The following is an 18,044-nucleotide window of genomic DNA, read 5'->3' on the forward strand; positions in this document are numbered from 1 at the left end:
GACGATCGGCAAGACGTGACTCCAGTAAACCGTCTGGGTTCTCGACCGTCGGCGCACTCGTTAGGCCTCCCGATTATACTGATCCGACACGTGGATACGGTGATGACCGACGTTGCCGTACTTGGCGGCGGAATCGGCGGGCTCACCACAGCCCACGAACTCGCCGAGCGAGGGTTCGACGTAACCGTCTTCGAGGCCAACGACCGCTTCGGCGGCAAGGCGCGCTCGGTGCCGATCTCGGACGAGCCAACAGCGTTGCACGGCGAACACGGTTTTCGGTTCTTTCCGGCGTTCTACCAGCACGTCATCGAGACGATGGCACGAACGCCCGACGGATCGGGAACCGTCGCGGACAACCTCGCCGAGACGGACGCGACGCTCATCGCGAGCATCGACGGGCCGGGCCAGATCGCCGAGACGCGCACGCCCAACTCATTGCGTGACTGGCTCGAGGCGCTGCGCCCGGCGTTTGCCGAGGACCTGCCGCCAGCGGACGTTCGGTTCCTGCTCGAGCGGCTGTTGTACGTGTTGACTGCCTGTGAGCAGCGACGCGAGAACGAACTCGACGACGTGTCGTGGTGGGACTTCATCGACGCCGACAACCGTTCGCAGGCGTTTCGCGACCGACTGGCCTTCGCCACGCAGTCGCTCGTTGCCCTCCGGCCGCAAGTCGGGAGCGCCCGAACGATCGGGACGATCTACCTGCAACTCCTATTCGGCCAGCTCGATCCCACTCGACCCACCGAGCGCGTCCTGAACGGGCCGACCAGCGAGGTCTGGATCGACCCCTGGACGAGCTACCTCGAGGAGCTCGGCGTCACGCTCCGGCCGAACGCGCCAATAACGGCACTCGCGTTTGACGGTCGCCGAATCACCGGCGTCGAACTGGCCGGCGGCGAGACGGTCACGGCCGACGAGTACGTCCTCGCCGTCCCGGTCGAGGTCGCCACCGACCTCATCACGCGGCCCATGGGTCGTGTCGCGCCCGAACTCGAGCGAATCGGTCGCCTCGAGACGGCTTGGATGAACGGCATTCAGTTCTACCTGACCGACGATGTCGAACTGACGCGAGGCCATCAGGTCTACGCCGACGCGCCGTGGGCGCTGACGTCGATCTCCCAGCGCCAGTTCTGGACGGGCTACGACCTCGAGACACACGGCCCCGACGAGGTCGAGGGTGTCCTCTCGGTGATCGCCTCGGACTTCGAGACGCCGGGGCTGCGCCACGAAAAGCCCGCGAAAGCGTGTACGCGCGAGGAGATCGCCGAGGAGATCTGGGCGCAACTGAACGCCCACCTCAATGCGACCGACACGGTGCTCGACGACGACATGCTCGTCGACTGGGTGCTCGATCCGGCGCTCGTCGAAACGGCCGACGGCGTCGAGAACCGCTCGCCGCTGTTGATCAACACCGTGGGGTCGCTTCGGAACCGCCCGCCAGCCGATCCGGCCATCGATCGCCTCACGCTCGCAAGCGATTACGTCCGGACGAACTCGGATCTGGCCTCGATGGAGTCGGCCAACGAGGCCGGCCGCCGTGCGGCGAACGCGATCCTCGAGCGCCACGGCCACGCCCCGAGGGTCGAGATTTGGGATCTCGAGGAGCCGACCGTCTTCGAGCCGTTCAAACGACAGGACCGGATGCAATACCGGCTCGGACTGCCCCATCCGGCCGAGGTGACACAGTCCGTTCGCGGGCTCACCAGACAGCTCAGCCCGTAGGATGCGGGCCTCGAGTCTGGACCGCTACCGACGGCGATAGCCGGGTCGCAGCCCTTAACAGTCGTCGACGCCAACGTCGGGCAATGACTGACCGAGAGGGCGACCGCGACCACCGCTTTTCGGAAGGCGAGGGCTTCGACGACCCCTACGACGAGTTCGATCTGGACCCGCCGGAGTTGAACGTCGATCCGTCGAAGGTCGATCCAGTCGACTCCCGCGTCCTCACCGACACGCTCGACACGCGTAACGTCGATCAGGACGCCGTCGACGCGAGCGAGTTGCTCGACGTTGGGCTGAACTACATGCAGATCAACCGCTACGAGCAGGCCACTGAGGCCTTCGAGCGAACTGCCCGCTTCGCCGAGGACGACCGCATCGAACAGGAGGCGTGGGTCAACAAAGGCGTCGCCCACGCCGAACTCGAGGAGTACGACGAGGCGATCGGAGCCCACCGCGAGGCACTGCGGATCGACGACCAGAGCGAACACGCCGCGACGGCCGAGACGAACCTCGCCTACGCGCTTTGGGAGTTCGGCGAGACCGCACAGGCCCTCGAGCACGCCGAGCGCGCCGTCGAGATCGACGAGCGCTTCGCCGAGGGCTGGTTCAATCGCGCCTTCTTCCTCTCGGAACGCGGGCTGGCCGAGGAAGCGCTCCACTGTATCGACAACGCGATTCGGCTGGGACTGCGCAACGCGAAAGTGCTCGAGGAAAAGGCCGAGATCTTAGAGGAACTCGGCGAGTACGACGAGGCCGAGGAAATCGCCGACGAAGCAAACGAGATGCGCGAAGCAGCCGAACAGCGCATGGTCGAAGACCGAAAGGAGATGCAGGGTCACACCCCGCCCGGCGTCGACGAACAGTCCCACCAACAGGACGGCGTCGATGTCACGGACCCCGGACGGGCCACTGACCGTGACGACGAGTGGGAACTCGAGTAACGACGGATGATCGTCAACGAACGGCAGACACCCGAAGGATTGCTCGTGGCCGTCTGTGACGAGGACGTCCTCGGCGAGACGTTCGAAAGCGAGGACGTCTCGCTGACCGTCACCGAGGAGTTCTACGGCGGCGAGACGGTCGATGAGGGGACCGTCGCGGACAGCCTCGCTCGAGCGGCCGTCGCCAACATCGTCGGCAGAGAGGCCGTCGAACTCGCCATTGCGGAAGGGTTCATCGATGAGGCGAACGTCCTCGAGGTGGGGTCGACGCTGCACGCGCAGTTGCTGTGGATGTAGCCGGCGAAAGAGACAGCACACGGACTACAGATCAGTTTTCGTGAACCGATAGTAGCCAATCGCGACGGGCACGACCAGCCAACACAGCAGGACGACGAGGCCGAACCAGTCTTGCAGGTAAAACGGCGCATCGCCCGCGTACCGTTCGGCCGGCGTCATGCCGGACGCTTCGAAGTCCTCGAGCCCGTACTGGAACATAAAGGGGAAGACCTCGCCCTCGACGACGTTGCCGACCAACGTGGTGTAGGTGGTGATCGGGTTGAACTGATCGACGAACAGGTACCACGTCTCGGCCTCGACCGGCGGCCCCTCGCCGTAGATGAGGTAGTACGGGCCGGCCGTGACGAGTTCCCACAGCGCGAGCACGAGCATGTAGAGGCCGACGACGATCGCCATCGACTTTCCCCGTGTCGAGACGCCGGCGGAGACGCCGACGGCCAGTCCAGCGAACGAAACGCCGAACAGAATCGAGATCGCGCCGAACGCGAGCCAGTCGACGAACGGAACCGAACCGAACAACACCGCACCAAGGACCAGTGCGACGACGAACGCGAGGGCGACGGCCGTCGCGACGACGGCCATCCGACCGAGCAGTTTCCCGAACACGACGTCGGTCCGGTTGGGCGGCAAGCCAAGCAGGAGTTTGATGCTGCCCGACCGGCGCTCCCCGACGACGGCCATGTAGCCGACGATGAGCGCGGCGATCGGGATGATCGTCTGCAGCGGGAGCGCGATGAAGCCGAGTACCTCCGCCGCCGTAACGTCGTCGACCGTGTACCAGATCGCAACGTAGCCAACGATGACGAGGCCGACGAGCAGGCCGGTCAGCGCCCAGAGCAGTTTCGAGCGGCCGGCGTCTTCGAACTCCTTTCGCGCGACAGTGGTAATGTGGTCGGTCATTCAGCTGCCTCCGATTTCGCGGCCGCAGGATTTGCCGTTTCGTCGGCGCTCTGGCCCTCGATTTCGCCACCGCCGTTCGTCAGTGTCGTAAACAGCGACTCGAGCGAGACGTCGTCGATCTGCAGGTCTCGGATCGTCGCCCCGGCGTCGTCGAGCGCAGTCACGATGGTCGCTTTCGCCGCCGGATCGGCGATCGAACACTCGAGCGTCTGTCCAGCGGCGGCGACGTCCGTGACTCCGGCGACGCCACGGGCGGTCTCGAGATGGCCGTCGGCAGCGTCGGCGAGCACGAGTTCCATCGTCGCCCCGCCACCGATCGACTCCCGAAGCCCGTCGATGGTGTCGACGGCGACGAGTCGACCCTCGTTCAACACCCCAATGCGGTCACAGACCGCTTCGACGTGCTCTAAGATATGACTCGAGAAGAAGACGGTCGTTCCCCGGTCGGCCTCCGCGCGCACGAGTTCTTGCATCTCACGGATGCCGTGGGGATCGAGCCCGGAGGAGGGCTCGTCCATAATCAGGAGGTCGGGGTCGTCGACCAGCGCCATCCCGGTCGCGAGACGCTGGCGCATCCCTTTCGAGTAGTCGCCGGCCGGCCGCGCGGCGTCCTCGGCCGAGAGGCCGACGCGCTCGAGGATCGCCTCGGGGTCGTCCGTCGCGGCTTTGGTCTCGATCGCGAACTCGAGATGCCGACGACCAGAGAGCCGCGGATAGACGTCGAACCCCTCCGGCAGGACGCCGACACGGGGGCTAATCTCGTCTGCATCGTCCTGAGCATCGTAGCCGAGCACCGTCGCCGACCCCGATGTTGGGCGGGCGAAGTCGAGCAACATATTGATCGTCGTCGACTTCCCCGCCCCGTTTGGACCCAGAAAGCCGAACACCTCGCCGTCTTCGATCGTGAGATCGAGGTCGTCGACGGCGGTCAACTCACCGTAGGTTTTCGTCAACCCAGTCGTTTCGATCGCGGCCATCTTGTTGGCATATACACAAGAATTGCATATAACAAACGGGCCACGGTTTCAGGTTCGGAAACTCCATCGAACCCGGAGCCAGCACCCTCGAGTCACCGAGCTCGCACACTCAAACCGGCCGAAAAAGGACGGTTTTCCCCGCTCGAGCGGTCAGAGACCGAAGGAGTGTTTTGTCTGGGATACCTGCTAGTCACACAATGAGTCAGCAGAACCTCGAGCCGCTGGACGTCGAGGCGATCCGTGAGGAGTTCCCGATTCTCGAGCGGGAGTTCGACGGCCAGCAGGTCGTCTACCTCGACAACGCGGCGACGACCCAGACCCCCGATGCGGTCGTCGACGCGATGAGCGACTACTACCGCGAGTCCAACGCGAACGTCCACCGGGGTATCCACCACCTGAGTCAGGAAGCCTCGGTCGCGTACGAAGAGGCTCACGACCGCGTCGCCGAGTTCATCGGTGCTGCGGGGCGCGAGGAAATCATCTTCACCAAAAACACGACTGAAAGCGAGAATCTGGTCGCCTACTCGTGGGGCCTGCACGAACTCGAGCCCGGTGACGATGTGATCCTCACGGAGATGGAACACCACGCCTCGCTGGTCACGTGGCAACAGATCGCCAAGCGAACGGGGGCGAACGTCGAGTACATCCGCGTCGACGAGACCGGCCGACTCGATATGGATCACGCTCGCGAGTTGATCAGCGACGACACCGCACTCGTCTCCGCCGTCCATGTCTCGAACACGCTCGGCACCGTCAACCCCGTCTCCGAACTCACCGATCTCGCCCACGAACACGGCGCGCTCTCGTTTATCGACGGCGCACAGGCCGTCCCGAACCGCCCCGTCGACGTCGGCGAGATCGACGCCGACTTTTATGCCTTTTCGGGCCACAAGATGGCCGGCCCGACCGGTATCGGCGTCCTCTACGGCAAGCAAGCCCTGCTCGAGGACCTCGAGCCCTACCTCTACGGCGGCGGCATGATCCGCAAGGTCACGTTCGAGGACTCGAGTTGGGGCGACCTCCCCTGGAAGTTCGAACCCGGGACGCCGCCAATCGCCGAAGCCGTTGGGCTCCACGCCGCGATCGACTGGCTCGAGGAGCTCGGCATGGAGCGCGTGCAGGCCCACGAGGAGGAACTCGCCGCCTACGCCTACGACCAACTCGAAGCCGAAGGCGACGTCGAGATCTACGGCCCCGAGGGCGGTCCCGACCGCGGGGGGCTGGTCAGTTTCAACCTCGAGGGGGTCCACGCCCACGACCTGACGTCGATCCTGAACGACCACACGGTCGCCGTGCGGGCGGGCGACCACTGTACCCAGCCGCTACACGACAAACTGGGCGTACCGGCCTCGACTCGCGCATCGTTTTACGTCTACAACACGCGCGAGGAAGTCGACACACTGATCGCGGCGTTGGACGACGCACGGCAGCTGTTCGCATAGCGTCCGCCCACGGCGTTCGTCTGCGGATTTTCTGATCGAACGCGGTGGCCAACGCTGCGTCAGTCGTGTCTTTTCCGCCACCTCTCATGCAGTGAGCTGTCGGCAAGGAGACGCGAGCAGTCCTCAGCGTCCGCATGAGTGGGCCGCTCGAGTGAGTTGCATCCGTGATCGGTGTGAGCCACCAGCTCGTTGTGAAAGTTCGGTTGTAATAGGCACATACATATTGTATTGTCAGAGAGGGATGGATATGCGCCGAATACGAATGCTGTTGGTCGTATCGTTCGTCGTTGTCGGAACGCTCGCGCCGATGACCGGGCTCGGAGCAGCCGGGATTGCAGCACCGTCAGCCGGGTCGTCGACTGCTGCGGAGTGTTCGTACCCCATTACGGAAACCGACGCCACCGGAACGGACGTCACACTCGAGGACGAACCAGAGACGGTCGTCACACTCACCCCGAGCCCCGCCCAGACGATCTGGGATATCGGTGCCGACGAAAAGGTGATCGGCCTCACGAAACACGCCGAGAACCTCGAGGGGGCCGAGGAGCGAACGTCGGTCTCGACCGAAGCTGAGACGATCCAGCCCGAGGTCGTCGTCGACCTCGAGCCCGATCTCGTCCTCGCCACGGACACGTCGTACGTCTCCGAGGAGACGATCGAGACGCTTCGGGAAGCCGGATTGACCGTCTACTACATCCCCGAGGCGACATCGCTCGAGGAGGTTCGTGATCGGACGCAACTGATCGGCTCGCTCGTCGGAGCGTGTGACGGCGCCGCCGAAACCGTCGACTGGATGGACGAGGAACTGGCAGTCGTCGACGCCGCGATCGACGGCGAAGACCAGCCAGACGTGCTCTACACGTTCTTCGGCTACACTGCCGGCTCGGGGACGTTCGTCCACGACGTCATCGAGGCCGCCGGCGGGACGAACGTCGCAGCCGAAGCCGGCGTCGAGGGGTATCACGAACTCAACGACGAGGTCGTGATCGACTCCGATCCCGACTGGATCATCACGAACACGAACTCCCCCGAGGTGCCAGAGACACCGGCGTATCAGTCGACGACTGCCGTCCAGAACGACCAGACCGTCACCATCAACATCAACGAGTTAAATCGTCCCGGGCCGCGGACCGTCGACGCGGTCACAGAGTTGGCAGACACGTTCCACCCCGACGCCTATGCGGCGGCCGTCGATGACGCCGAGACGTCCGCTGAAACGGATGAGTCGGACGACGAGTCCGACGGTGACGAACTCCCCGGATTCGGTGTCGGTGCGGTCGTGATCGCGGCCCTGCTGTTCGTGATGGCGACCCTCCAACGGACGAGTCGGTCCTGATCGAGTGGGCCCATCACGTCCCGACTCCAGAGATACTGCCGGGCCGTCCAGCAGACGGCGGTTGCAGTGGTTTTTTCACCAGGTCCCGACCACAGACCGCCATGCTCGAGACCGTCCGAACCCGCGCCCGCCCGTACTTCGAGGATGCCCCGCCAGCCCACGACTGGCACCACGTCGAACGGGTGGAGACGCTCGCGGAGACGTTACTCGAGCGCCACCCGCAGTCGGCGTCGGTGGACGACCGCGTGGTGTCCCTCGCGGTCTTACTCCACGATATCGGCCGCAACAAGGAAGACCGTGGCGAGATCGACGACCACGCGATTTGGGGTGGCTGGGAAGCAGGACGGATTCTCGAGGCCGTCGGCGCGGCCCCGGAGACGATCGAGCACGTAAAACACTGTATTCGCGCTCATCGGTACTCGAACGAGATCGACCCCGAGACGCTCGAGGCGAAACTCCTCTGTGACGCGGACAACCTCGACGCCCTCGGCGCGGTCGGCATCGCCCGCGCGTTCGCTCACGGCGGGACGCTCGGCTCGCCGGTGTACGATCCCGATGTGCCGGTCGCTGCCGACGACACGAGCGCCGGGCAGACCCAGTACAATCACCTCCGAAAGAAAATCCTCGACCTCCCCGATCGGATGTATACCGACGTCGGCCGAGAACTGGCCCGGACTCGCGGCCGGTTCGTCCGCACGTATCTCGAGCAGTTCGAGGGTGAACTGAACGGGAAGCGATAGCAGCATCGGCCAGCAACCGTTCGACGTGCCGACAGCGTGTTCTCACAGTGGTACGTTCTCACTGATCGTCACCACACTGGACCGCTTATCAGTTCGTGTGCCGAACCGCCCGCCCCGTTCGTGGTCCCGAGACAGTACGAGCCCCGGAACCCTTTTACAACTCTCAGTGCTACTCGAGGATACCAATGGGACTGGGCTCGGATATGTACCGACAGCAGATTCTCGACCACTACAAGAACCCGCGGAACTACGGGGAACTCGAGGATCCGACCTTCACCCACATCGGCGAGAACCCGATGTGTGGCGACGAGATTCGTATGGACGTCAAACTCGCTGACGACGAGGAGACGATCGAGCAGGTTGCGTTTTCAGGCGACGGCTGTGCGATCAGTCAGGCCTCCGCGAGTATGCTCTCGAAAGACCTCCGTGGCAAAACGCTCGAGGAACTCCTCGAGATGGATCGCGACGACGTGATCGACATGCTCGGTGTCGACATCTCGCCGATGCGAGTCAAATGTGCCGTGTTGGCTGAGAAGGTCGCACAGGACGGCGCGGAGATCTATCAGGGCGAACTCGACGTCGAGAAGACGACGACCGAAGAGTAGTCGGCGACCGAGACGTCCCGAACCGCGTTCATTTGTGCGGGCAGCGTATACGGCTAGTTCGGCACCCGAACCGGCCACGTCGCGTTTTACGACTGTGAGTCTGTGGTCACTGTCGAGTACGGTGACACAGCGACGGCTCAGAGGGATTGCTGTCGATGTCCAGCCGTCGCCATACGGGTCAGCGATCGGCGGTCAGTGACTCCAGTACACCGTCTCACTCGAGCGGCGAGACGAAACGGGAAAGCGGTCGGTCGTTACTCTGGTTTCAGGCCGCCGTCCTGAACGCGCATGACGGCCTCGCCGTCGGCGAGGTTCGGTGCGTCGACCAGTCGAACGATCCGTTTGTCGCCTTTGGATTTGCGCAGATAGATCCGGAACGTCGATTTGTGGCCGAGGATGTTCCCACCGATCGGCTGGGTTGGGTCGCCGAAGTAGGAGTCGGGGTTCGAAGCGACCTGATTGGTGACGATCACGGCGCAGTTGTAGAGGTTGCCGACCTTGTCGATGTCGTGGAGGTGTTTGTTGAGTTTCTGCTGTCGGTCCGCGAGTTCGCCACGACCGACGTACTCCGCACGGAAGTGTGCGGTGAGCGAGTCGACCGCCAGCAGGCGAACGGGATAGTCGGAGTCTTCGTGCTCGCCGGCCAGTTCCTTTGCCTTCTCGGCCAGCAGCATCTGGTGGTTGGAGTTGAACGCCTTCGCGACGTGGATCTTATCGAGGATGTCGTCGACGAGTTCGTCGACAGCCTCCTCGTCAGCCGCAGAGCCCTCGATCTCGCGGTCCTCGAGCGTCGCGTTGATGACCTCATCCTCGAGGCCACGGACCATGTCGTCGATCCGTTCCGGACGGAAGGTGTCCTCACTGTCGACGAAAATCGCACAGCCGTGAAGACCACCGACCTCCTTGGGAAGTTGGACGTTGACGGCCATCTGGTGGGTGACCTGCGATTTCCCGGAGCCGAACTCACCGTAGACTTCGGTGATCGACTGGGTCTCGATACCGCCACCGAGCAGGTCGTCGACGTCGTCGATGTGCCAGCTCAGCTTGCCGATCTCGTTTCGTCGCTCGAGGACGGTCGACCCGGTCTCGAAGCCACCGATGTCGGCGGCGTCACGGGCGGCGCGAACGATGTCTGCAGCCGTCGACTCGCCGACGTCAGCCGTGTTCGACAGTTCCGACGGGGAGGCGACGGCGAGACTCTGGAACGAGTCGAAGCCGGCGTCGTGAAGCTTGTCTGCGGTTGCGGGACCAACACCGGGCAGCGTCTCGAGGTCTGCATCAGGCATACTCTGTCGTTGTGCCGGACCCCGTATAAACCCTCGTTAACAGGGGAGTGAAAGTGAAAGTGCAGGACGACGGCGGGGTACTCGAGCTGGTCGGCCGCGGAATTATGTAGAAAGGCGCAGTTGTCGACTCTCCTCAGGGCATGCGGTCACCGGACTGCCACTCGAGGCAGACGAGGCGCTCGCCGGTGGCGACGTACAGCGCTCGCTCGCCGATCGCCGGTGATCCGGTCGCCGCGTCCTCGAGCCCGTAGTGCCAGCACAGGTCACAGTCATCGGAGACGTCGATCCCGTACAGCGAGCCGGTCGAATCGCCGACACAGAGGATGTCACCGACGATCACGGGACTGGAGGTGACCGGGCCGTCGAGGGCGACCCCTTTCTTCGCGAACAGCCAGCCACGCAGTTTCCGGCGGCCGAACGTCGTGTCGGTGACGTGGAGATAGCCATCGTCAGCACCGACGAACGTCGAATCGGTCGCCTCGAGGACGGTCGGGGACGTCGTAAACGACTCCTGAACCTCGTAGGTAAACCACGACTGCCCACTGCTGGTGTGGAACGCGATCAGTGTTCCGTCGTCGTCGGCGACGTACACCCGGTCGTCGACGATCGTTGGCCCGTCGACGACCGTGCCGCCGACGGGGGCATCCCAGCAGACCTCGCCGGTCGTCGCCTCGAGTGCGACAACCGTCCCGTCAGTGGTACCGACGTAGACCTGATTGCCGTCGTGTGTCCGGTCGTCGTCTGCATCCATCCGGGCATCATCGAGCGACAGCAGATCAATCTCCTCGTCGGGATCGGTGTGTTCGCCCCAGCCCTGTCGCCGGGCTCGTTCGTCGTCGAGAGCCGGTGTGCCGACGGCAGGTGTGTCGGTCTCGTGTGTCCAGACGAGCTCGCCGCTGTCAGCCTCGAGCGCCGAGAGTCCGGCCGTATGGCTGGCGTACAGAAGCCCCTCCGACATGGCAAGCGAACCCCTGAGAGCGCCCGGAATGTCGGTCCGCCAGCGCTGCTCGCCGGTCGTCGGCTCGAGGGCGGAGACGACACCCTCGTCCGTGGCGAGATACAGGGCGTCGCGGGTGACGACCGGTGCCGTCTCGGTCACAGCCGTCGTCTCGAACACCCAGCGACGGCGACCGGTGTCGCGCTCGAACGCGTAGCAGTTCCCGTTGCTCGTCCCGACGAAGACGGTGTCTCGGTCGAGAACCGGCGACCCGGCGGGGCCGACGAGGTCGGCCGTCCAGCACTCGTCGAGCCGACGGGGTCCCTCGAGGTCGCGCCGCAGCCCCGAATGCTGGGGATCGCCTCTGAACTGAGTCCAGTCTGTCACTACCGACGAGTACCGAACGAACTGATATAACGTATGCGACAGTCAGCGACAGATGCAGATCGGAGTGCTCGAGGCGACGTGAAACGTAGCTCCGACTCGGGCTCTCGAGTGGTCAGAAGAATCGGCAGGAACCCGGGACAACTGGTGTATGGCGCAGTTGATGATGATGTGGCGTGGTGGGTGTCCTGCCGTATGGCTCGTTATGCGGCCACGGCCCATACCAGTGGTGCCAACAGTGTTTGGTTGCTCGCCGAACAGCGGGTTTCCTCTCGGTCGTCCTCGAGGGCGCTCGTGATGGCTCACTCCCACGGATGGGTTCCGCCCGAACTCGGCCAGAGCGGGTACCAGTACTCCTTGTCGCGTTCGATCTCGAGTTCGCCATCCAGCGTCGACTCGAGTGTGAACTCCGCGCTCGAGTCGCGTTCGCGGCCGGGTCGGGGCGCGAAGGGGTAGTATGCCCCGCGACGGAACGAGTAGATCCAGTAGGCCGGTCCGTCGCGGTCTTCGTAGGCGAACACGGCTGCGAGCAGCCGCGAGCCGTAGCCGTGCTCGATGAACGTGTCCGCAGCGAAATGCATGCTCGTAATGAGATCCTCGGGGTTGTCGTCCTCGAGGACGACCCAATGATAGCCGTGGTCGTCGCTGGTCACGGAGAACTCGGTGCCGGTTTCCTCGCGGCCCGCCTCGAGGATGGCTTCGACCTCGTCGACGGCGTCTCGAAAGCTCCTCGAGTCGACGCCGGAGAAACAGAGCGCGCCGATGTCCGCCGAGTCGTAGCCGAGGTCGGCCTCCATCGTCAGATAGGCGGTACTCATCCCGAAGAGGTCGTCCGGATCGGCGTCGCGTCTGGCGTCCGTCTCGGCGCGCAAGCCGAGGACGGCGCGGAGTCCGTCGAGCAGTCCCATACGATCACAGAGGATGGCGACCCCTTAGAACGATTGCATCTCGCGCTCGAGGTCGCGCAGTTGTTCGACCCGTCGCTCTGTCGGCGGATGGGTGCTAAAGAGGCGGCCGACAATGCCGGACTTGATCGGGATGATGAAGAAGGCGTTCATCTCGGCTTCCTCGCGCATATCGTTTTTCGGGACCTTGTCCATCTGCCCGGAGATTTTCATGAGCGCGGAGGCCAGCGCGGAGGGGTTGCCCGTGATCGCGGCCGCGCCGCGGTCGGCCGAGTACTCGCGGTAGCGCGAGAGCGCTCGAATCAGGATGTAGCTGATAATCCAGACGAGCAAGGAGACGAGGATGGCGACCATGATGCCGCCGCCACCCTTGCCACCGCGATTCTGCCCGCCGCCGAAGAAGGCCCCCCAGCGAACGACCATGAACGCGATCGTCGCGAGCAGCGAGGCGAACGTCATCACCATCATATCCCTGTTCTTGACGTGGGCGAGTTCGTGGGCGATGACGCCGTCGAGTTCGTCCTGATCGAGCGTTCGCATGAGCCCAGTCGTCACCGCGACGGCCGCGTTCTTCTGGTTGCGTCCGGTCGCGAAGGCGTTGGGAACGTTCGAGTCCATCACCGCGACTTTCGGTTTCGGGAGGTCGGCCTGCTGGGAGAGCCGTTCAACGGAGCCATGGAGTTGCGGGTACTCCTCGGCTGAAACCGTCTTCGCGCCCATGCTGCGGAGGGTGAGCGTGTCGCTGTAGTAGTACTGGACCAGCGACATCCCGCCGAACAGCATCGCGAAGATCATCAGTCCGCCGCCCATGTAGGCGGTGATCACCCCTGCGAAGACGATGTACAGCGCAAACAACAGAAACATCGTTAGGAACATTCGAAACCGAAGCCCCCAGTCTGCCTGCCAGTTCATACCTCGAATGAGGTGGGCTGGACGAATAAGTGTCACCGACACGACCGCCGCGAAACATGATGGGTTACAATCACATCTGTAGGCGGTGTGTGCAACCCCTTCGTTTCACATGGAGACCGCGGGACATGGCGTCGTCTGACACAGCTGAAAAGCGAGCTTGTGACAATGTGGTGTTAGAACTGGCGACTCGAGTGAGAGCGACTGCCCGAGAGCCCGCCCGGATTCGATGGCGGGTGGAACACGCCGTTTAACTCGCTTAAGTCCCAAACGGGGACAATGAGTGAATCACGTGCGTTCTGTCCTCGCTGTGGCGATCCGGTTCCCGACCGGTCGGCGAGCGAGGCGGACGACGAGTCTGCGGTCGACCCGCTTCGGCCCGGTGCGGAGGTCGAACTCTGCGATGCGTGTTATTTCGAGGATTTCGACTTCGTCGATGCGCCGGATCGGATCGACGTCCGCGTCTGCGCCCAGTGTGGGGCCGTCTATCGCGGTAATCGGTGGGTCGACGTCGGCGCGGAGGATTACACCGACATCGCCATCGAGGAAGTCAGCGAAGCCCTGAACGTCCATATCGACGTCGAAGACGTCGCTTGGCAGGTCGAACCCGAACAGATCGACCCGAACACGATCCGGATGCACTGTTATTTCACGGGCGTCGTCCGAGGTACGCCGGTCGAAGAACAGGTGATGATCCCGGTCAAGATGGCTCGTCAGACCTGTACCCGCTGTGGCCGGATCTCCGGCGACTACTACGCGAGTATCGTCCAGATCCGCGCCAAAGACCGCACCCCGACGAGCGAAGAGACCGAGCGCGCCAAAGTGATCGCAAACCAGATCGTCGCGGAGATGGAGGCGACAGGTGATCGCAACGCTTTCGTCACCGAAGTCGGCGAGGTCGACGACGGCCTGAACATCAAGGTCTCGACCAACAAGATCGGCAAAAAGATCTCGAACAAGATGGTCGAGGAGTTCGGTGGCACCGTCAACGACGCCGAAACGCTCGTCACCGAAGACTCCGACGGCAACGAGGTCTACCGGGTGACGTTCGCCGTCCGCCTGCCGCCGTACCCACCGGGCGACGTCATCGACCTCGCAGACGACGACGAGGGACCGGTACTCGTCCGCAGCGCTCGAGGCAACCTCAAAGGCGTTCGACTGACGACCGGCGAGCGCTACGAGGCGAGCTACGAGGAGGGTGACTCGCCCGAGGCGCGCAAACTCGGCGAGGCCGACGATGCCGTCGACGCCACCGTCGTCACCGTCGAAGATGACAACGCGGTGCAGGTGCTCGACCCCGAAACGTATCAGGCCAAAACGATCGCGCGGCCGGACTACCTCGATCCCGACGCCGAGACGGTGCCCGTCCTCAAGAGTCGTGCCGGCTTGCACGTGCTTCCCGACGACAGCGATGAGTGAGGACGAACCCGACCCGGAACCGCCGACCGACGAGCCGGTCGCCGTCGACGACGCCCTCGAGCAAGCCGGTGCGGAGACCGACGCCCCACTCGCGGCGATCGTCGCGAAACCACAGACGGAGACGGCCCTCGAGTCGCTTCGCGCCGAAGGCGTCTACGACGACTCGAGGCGGGTCCGCGAGGACGGCCCGGAGCGAGTCGCACTTCCCGTGACGGCGCCGCCGACCGACACCCGCGTCCTCGAGGTGGTGCGCCAACTCGAGCCCGAACCCCGAAACCCGGACCTCGAGGCGCTGCTGGCCGACCGCGGCTGGGGCGATGACGCACTCGAGTCGGTTCCGGGATCGTGGGCCGTCATCGGCTCGGTGATTCTCGTGACGGTGCCCGACGACTGTCACGACGAGACGGAGCTGGCCGAATCCCTGCTCGAACTCCACGGCGAAGCCGACAGCGTGCTGGCAGACGAAGGGATCGCAAACGACGGCGACGCTGGCACCTATCGCGAGCCACGCACGCGTCTGCTTGCTGGCGCGCGAGATACCGAGACGATCCACACGGAACACGGAACGCGCTACGGGCTCGATCCCGCGAAAGTGATGTTTTCCCCGGGGAATCAGGCCGAACGCGCTCGGCTGGGCGACCTCGTCACGGCCGACGAGACGGTCTTCGATATGTTCGCTGGCATCGGCTACTTCACGCTCCCGATGGCACGCGCCGGCGCGCGAGTGACGGCAACCGAACTCAATTCCACCGCCTTTCGCTACCTGCTCGAGAACGCGATGCTCAACGATGTCACAGAGCGAGTCGACGCCTACATGACCGACTGTCGCGACCTCGCGAGCGAGGTCGACGCCGATCGGGTCGTGATGGGCTACTACGGCAGCGCGGACGGGTCGGACGACGACGCTCACGGCACCCGAACCGACGAGGCCCACGAGTTCCTCCCGAGTGCCCTCGAGGCGCTCAACTCCGGCGGCGTCGTCCACTATCACGAAGCCACCCCGGAGTCGCGGCTCTGGGAGCGTCCGCTCGAGCGGCTGGAAGCGGCGGGAGAAGACGCTGGACGGGACCTCGAGGTCCTCGAGAAACGCCGTGTCAAGAGTCACAGCGCCGGCGTCGAGCACGTCGTCGTCGACGCTCGCTTCGAGTAGCGTCGACACCGTTGGGTGCCGGCAGGCGGCCGAACGTCGTGACATTCATGCTGGCGCAGAGAGTTGTACCGCGTATGGACAAAAACCAGTTCATCGCGCTCGCCTTCGCGTTCCTCATGGTCTCTTCGATGGTCGCCTGGGGCGCACTCGCGGCGTTCTGAATCGGTTTCGACCATCGACCGCTCTTGGGGAGCGACAGCTCACCGCCACGAGACTCGTGTTTCTTTCGAAATTCAGAACGGTCGATCAGCCATCCGTATCCCAAACATCAGCGAGCGGACTCGAGGACGACGACGGACCCGACCGTCGCGAGCGAGAGCGCGTTCGGTTCGAGCGCGTCGACCCCGCTCGATCGCCACCGCCGCCTCGAGTCCCCCCACTGTCGCCAGTGATCGCCGCGGACGGGTCGAACGCCGGCAGCTCCGGCTGACTCATCCGGTCGACTTGGACCGCGAACCAGTCGGGCATATCCGTCCGCGCGCGCTCGAAGCAGTCCAGCAGACTCGAGTCGGCGAGATACGTCGCTCCGTAATCGTCGGGCGCGCGAACGACGCGGCCGCAGGCTTGAATGACGGTGCGCAGCGTCGTCCGGTAGTACCACGCCCACTGGCCGTCCTCGAGTCGGTGGGCGACTCGAGAATCGCCGGTGTTGAGAAACGGGGCCTTACAGAGCACCTGCCAGCGACAGAGGTCGCCTTTGAGATCGAGCGCTTCCTCCATCTTTACCGACAGAAAGACATCGGAGCCGTCGCTGGCTTTCCACTCCTCGAGGGCGGCGTCGCGGCCGTCGCGGTCGTGGGTCCGCACGCGGTCGCCGACGCCGAAGTCGGCGAGTAACTCGGCGAGTCGCTCCTGAATGCTGTAGGAGTGGGCGTGGATCAACCCCTTCTCGTCGGGGTGGTGTTGCATGAGCCGAACGATCGTGCGGGCGATTTTCGGCGTCGTCTCGGATCGCTGGTCGTAGGTCATCTTCCCCTGCGTGACGTCGTACAGCGGCCGGTTCTCGACGGGGAAGGTGTGTTCGACGTCGACCAGCGCGACGTTTGTGGGGTCGAGGCCGACCTGCCTGCAGAACGCATCTTTGTTGAGGATCGTCGCTGACAGCAACGCGAACGTGTTGCCTCGGTCCCAGACGGTGTGTTGGAGATACTTCTCGGGGCTCATCGGCTTGATCGTCAGCGGCCCGCCCGCGGGGTCGTCGTCCTCGTCGCGACTCGCCGCACGCGCGCTCGAGGGCTCGGATTGATCGACCAGCCACGTCGTCGGACTCTGTGGGTCGCGGTAATCCGAGACGAACCACTCGAGTTCGCCGATGAGTTCCTGCAGTCGATCGCGCGTGCGGACCTCAGCCGCCGAGAGCGACTCCTGGGCGAGGAGGTCGTCTTTCCGGCGCGTACAGATCTGGGCGACGTTTTCGGCGTACTGGACGGCGCGCTCGAGGCCGTCGACCTCGGGAACACGGAGGTCGTCCCAGAACGGCACCGTGCGCGGCCCGAGCTGGATCGTCGCGTACATCTCGGCCCACTCGGCGAGGCCGTGGGCTTCGTCGACGACGACGACGTCGCGTTTTCGAAAGACCTCGCTACCGGCGGTCTGCATGAAGTACGCGAGCGTCATCGCCGCGATGTCTCGGTTCGAAGCGATCGCCCGGTCGGAGAAGTACGGACAGCGGTGCTTGACCGAACAGTCGTAGCCGCGCTCGCGGACGCAGGGGGCCTGGTTGACCGGCGTCTCCCGCTCGTCGGGGAGAATGCAGGTGTAGTTCGACTTCCCACGGATGACGTTCAGATCGGCGAGCAGGTCGTCGGCCGCGACGTCGTCGAGCTGTGAGACCTGCGGGGTCGTGTAGTAGGCCCCGGTGGCGTCGCTTGGCTCGGCCTCGTCGACGCGACGGGCACAGCCGGCGACGGCGCGGGCGAGCAGAGACTTGCCGCTGCCCGTCGGCGCACGGACGAGCACGACGTCGTTGCCGGCCGCGAAGGCGTCGCGAATGTCACGGAGGGCCTGTTCCTGAGTCCCGCGGTAGCTCGGTGCGGGAAATGCCTCGAAGATCCGCTCGGGATTCACCGTTCGTTCCACGGCGCGGCCACATCC

The 18,044-nt window shown here is 64.3% G+C and carries 16 protein-coding genes; 9 read left to right on the forward strand and 7 right to left on the reverse strand.

What is annotated here, in order from left to right:
* Positions 1 to 102 precede the first annotated feature (102 nt).
* The 3 genes from C495_RS06450 to C495_RS06460 all read left to right on the forward strand — a co-directional run bounded on the left by C495_RS06450 (position 103) and on the right by C495_RS06460 (position 2,960).
* Positions 103 to 1,722: a hydroxysqualene dehydroxylase gene (locus tag C495_RS06450; RefSeq protein ID WP_008161137.1), complete on the forward strand. Its 1,620-nt coding sequence runs from the start codon at positions 103 to 105 to the stop codon at positions 1,720 to 1,722.
* Positions 1,723 to 1,805: 83 nt separating this feature from the next.
* Positions 1,806 to 2,663 carry a tetratricopeptide repeat protein gene (locus C495_RS06455; protein WP_008161138.1) on the forward strand — a complete coding sequence of 286 codons (858 nt, stop codon included), beginning with the start codon at positions 1,806 to 1,808 and terminating at the stop codon, positions 2,661 to 2,663.
* Between the two features lie 6 nt (positions 2,664 to 2,669).
* On the forward strand, positions 2,670 to 2,960 hold the full coding sequence (locus C495_RS06460; RefSeq protein ID WP_008161139.1) for a DUF424 domain-containing protein: 291 nt from the start codon (positions 2,670 to 2,672) through the stop codon (positions 2,958 to 2,960).
* Positions 2,961 to 2,984: 24 nt separating this feature from the next.
* Here the strand turns inward: C495_RS06460 and C495_RS06465 are convergent, their stop codons facing one another.
* Positions 2,985 to 3,860: an ABC transporter permease subunit gene (locus tag C495_RS06465; RefSeq protein ID WP_008161140.1), complete on the reverse strand. Its 876-nt coding sequence runs from the start codon at positions 3,858 to 3,860 to the stop codon at positions 2,985 to 2,987.
* Positions 3,857 to 4,837 (reverse strand): ABC transporter ATP-binding protein, encoded by a 981-nt coding sequence (locus C495_RS06470; RefSeq protein ID WP_008161141.1) that lies wholly within the window; start codon positions 4,835 to 4,837, stop codon positions 3,857 to 3,859. The genes C495_RS06465 and C495_RS06470 overlap by 4 nt, the downstream gene beginning before the upstream one ends.
* 197 nt (positions 4,838 to 5,034) lie before the next feature.
* On the opposite strand from C495_RS06470, the gene C495_RS06475 reads away from it, so the two are divergent.
* The 4 genes from C495_RS06475 to sufU all read left to right on the forward strand — a co-directional run bounded on the left by C495_RS06475 (position 5,035) and on the right by sufU (position 8,960).
* A complete protein-coding gene (locus C495_RS06475; RefSeq protein WP_008161142.1) occupies positions 5,035 to 6,279 on the forward strand; it encodes an aminotransferase class V-fold PLP-dependent enzyme in 1,245 nt (414 codons plus the stop codon).
* 247 nt (positions 6,280 to 6,526) lie between these two features.
* Complete coding sequence (locus C495_RS06480; RefSeq protein WP_241430592.1) at positions 6,527 to 7,615, forward strand: PGF-CTERM-anchored ABC transporter substrate-binding protein; 1,089 nt, start codon at positions 6,527 to 6,529, stop codon at positions 7,613 to 7,615.
* Between the two features lie 101 nt (positions 7,616 to 7,716).
* Positions 7,717 to 8,355, forward strand: coding sequence for an HD domain-containing protein (locus C495_RS06485; protein WP_008161144.1), 639 nt, complete (start codon positions 7,717 to 7,719; stop codon positions 8,353 to 8,355).
* A 185-nt stretch (positions 8,356 to 8,540) separates the two neighbouring features.
* A complete protein-coding gene (gene sufU, locus C495_RS06490; RefSeq protein ID WP_008161145.1) occupies positions 8,541 to 8,960 on the forward strand; it encodes a Fe-S cluster assembly sulfur transfer protein SufU in 420 nt (139 codons plus the stop codon).
* Between the two features lie 254 nt (positions 8,961 to 9,214).
* On the opposite strand, the gene radA is transcribed toward sufU, so the two are convergent.
* From radA to htpX, 4 genes are all read right to left on the reverse strand, one after another.
* Positions 9,215 to 10,246 (reverse strand): DNA repair and recombination protein RadA, encoded by a 1,032-nt coding sequence (gene radA, locus C495_RS06495; RefSeq protein WP_008161146.1) that lies wholly within the window; start codon positions 10,244 to 10,246, stop codon positions 9,215 to 9,217.
* A 133-nt stretch (positions 10,247 to 10,379) separates the two neighbouring features.
* On the reverse strand, positions 10,380 to 11,570 hold the full coding sequence (locus C495_RS06500; protein ID WP_008161147.1) for an outer membrane protein assembly factor BamB family protein: 1,191 nt from the start codon (positions 11,568 to 11,570) through the stop codon (positions 10,380 to 10,382).
* Positions 11,571 to 11,869: 299 nt separating this feature from the next.
* On the reverse strand, positions 11,870 to 12,475 hold the full coding sequence (pspAB, locus tag C495_RS06505) for a PspA-associated protein PspAB (RefSeq protein ID WP_008161148.1): 606 nt from the start codon (positions 12,473 to 12,475) through the stop codon (positions 11,870 to 11,872).
* Positions 12,476 to 12,499: 24 nt separating this feature from the next.
* Positions 12,500 to 13,384, reverse strand: coding sequence for a zinc metalloprotease HtpX (htpX, locus tag C495_RS06510; RefSeq protein ID WP_008161149.1), 885 nt, complete (start codon positions 13,382 to 13,384; stop codon positions 12,500 to 12,502).
* A 276-nt stretch (positions 13,385 to 13,660) separates the two neighbouring features.
* On the opposite strand from htpX, the gene C495_RS06515 reads away from it, so the two are divergent.
* Positions 13,661 to 14,800, forward strand: a complete 1,140-nt coding sequence (locus C495_RS06515; protein ID WP_008161152.1) for a 60S ribosomal export protein NMD3 — start codon at positions 13,661 to 13,663, stop codon at positions 14,798 to 14,800.
* Complete coding sequence (locus C495_RS06520) at positions 14,793 to 15,950, forward strand: class I SAM-dependent methyltransferase (protein WP_008161154.1); 1,158 nt, start codon at positions 14,793 to 14,795, stop codon at positions 15,948 to 15,950. The genes C495_RS06515 and C495_RS06520 overlap by 8 nt, the downstream gene beginning before the upstream one ends.
* Before the next feature lie 246 nt (positions 15,951 to 16,196).
* Here the strand turns inward: C495_RS06520 and C495_RS06525 are convergent, their stop codons facing one another.
* Complete coding sequence (locus C495_RS06525) at positions 16,197 to 18,017, reverse strand: helicase C-terminal domain-containing protein (protein ID WP_008161155.1); 1,821 nt, start codon at positions 18,015 to 18,017, stop codon at positions 16,197 to 16,199.
* Positions 18,018 to 18,044: the final 27 nt, after the last annotated feature.

This window comes from Natronorubrum sulfidifaciens JCM 14089 (assembly GCF_000337735.1).
Lineage (GTDB): Archaea > Halobacteriota > Halobacteria > Halobacteriales > Natrialbaceae > Natronorubrum > Natronorubrum sulfidifaciens.

Bases quoted from the DNA above. Each gene is read 5' to 3' on its own strand.
- htpX (WP_008161149.1), bottom strand. From the start codon at position 13,384: ATGAACTGGCAGGCAGACTGGGGGCTTCGGTTTCGAATGTTCCTAACG.
- C495_RS06515 (WP_008161152.1), top strand. From the start codon at position 13,661: ATGAGTGAATCACGTGCGTTCTGTCCTCGCTGTGGCGATCCGGTTCCC.
- C495_RS06480 (WP_241430592.1), top strand. From the start codon at position 6,527: ATGCGCCGAATACGAATGCTGTTGGTCGTATCGTTCGTCGTTGTCGGA.
- sufU (WP_008161145.1), top strand. From the start codon at position 8,541: ATGGGACTGGGCTCGGATATGTACCGACAGCAGATTCTCGACCACTAC.
- pspAB (WP_008161148.1), bottom strand. From the start codon at position 12,475: ATGGGACTGCTCGACGGACTCCGCGCCGTCCTCGGCTTGCGCGCCGAG.
- C495_RS06470 (WP_008161141.1), bottom strand. From the start codon at position 4,837: ATGGCCGCGATCGAAACGACTGGGTTGACGAAAACCTACGGTGAGTTG.
- radA (WP_008161146.1), bottom strand. From the start codon at position 10,246: ATGCCTGATGCAGACCTCGAGACGCTGCCCGGTGTTGGTCCCGCAACC.
- C495_RS06460 (WP_008161139.1), top strand. From the start codon at position 2,670: ATGATCGTCAACGAACGGCAGACACCCGAAGGATTGCTCGTGGCCGTC.
- C495_RS06520 (WP_008161154.1), top strand. From the start codon at position 14,793: ATGAGTGAGGACGAACCCGACCCGGAACCGCCGACCGACGAGCCGGTC.
- C495_RS06455 (WP_008161138.1), top strand. From the start codon at position 1,806: ATGACTGACCGAGAGGGCGACCGCGACCACCGCTTTTCGGAAGGCGAG.
- C495_RS06465 (WP_008161140.1), bottom strand. From the start codon at position 3,860: ATGACCGACCACATTACCACTGTCGCGCGAAAGGAGTTCGAAGACGCC.
- C495_RS06485 (WP_008161144.1), top strand. From the start codon at position 7,717: ATGCTCGAGACCGTCCGAACCCGCGCCCGCCCGTACTTCGAGGATGCC.
- C495_RS06475 (WP_008161142.1), top strand. From the start codon at position 5,035: ATGAGTCAGCAGAACCTCGAGCCGCTGGACGTCGAGGCGATCCGTGAG.
- C495_RS06450 (WP_008161137.1), top strand. From the start codon at position 103: ATGACCGACGTTGCCGTACTTGGCGGCGGAATCGGCGGGCTCACCACA.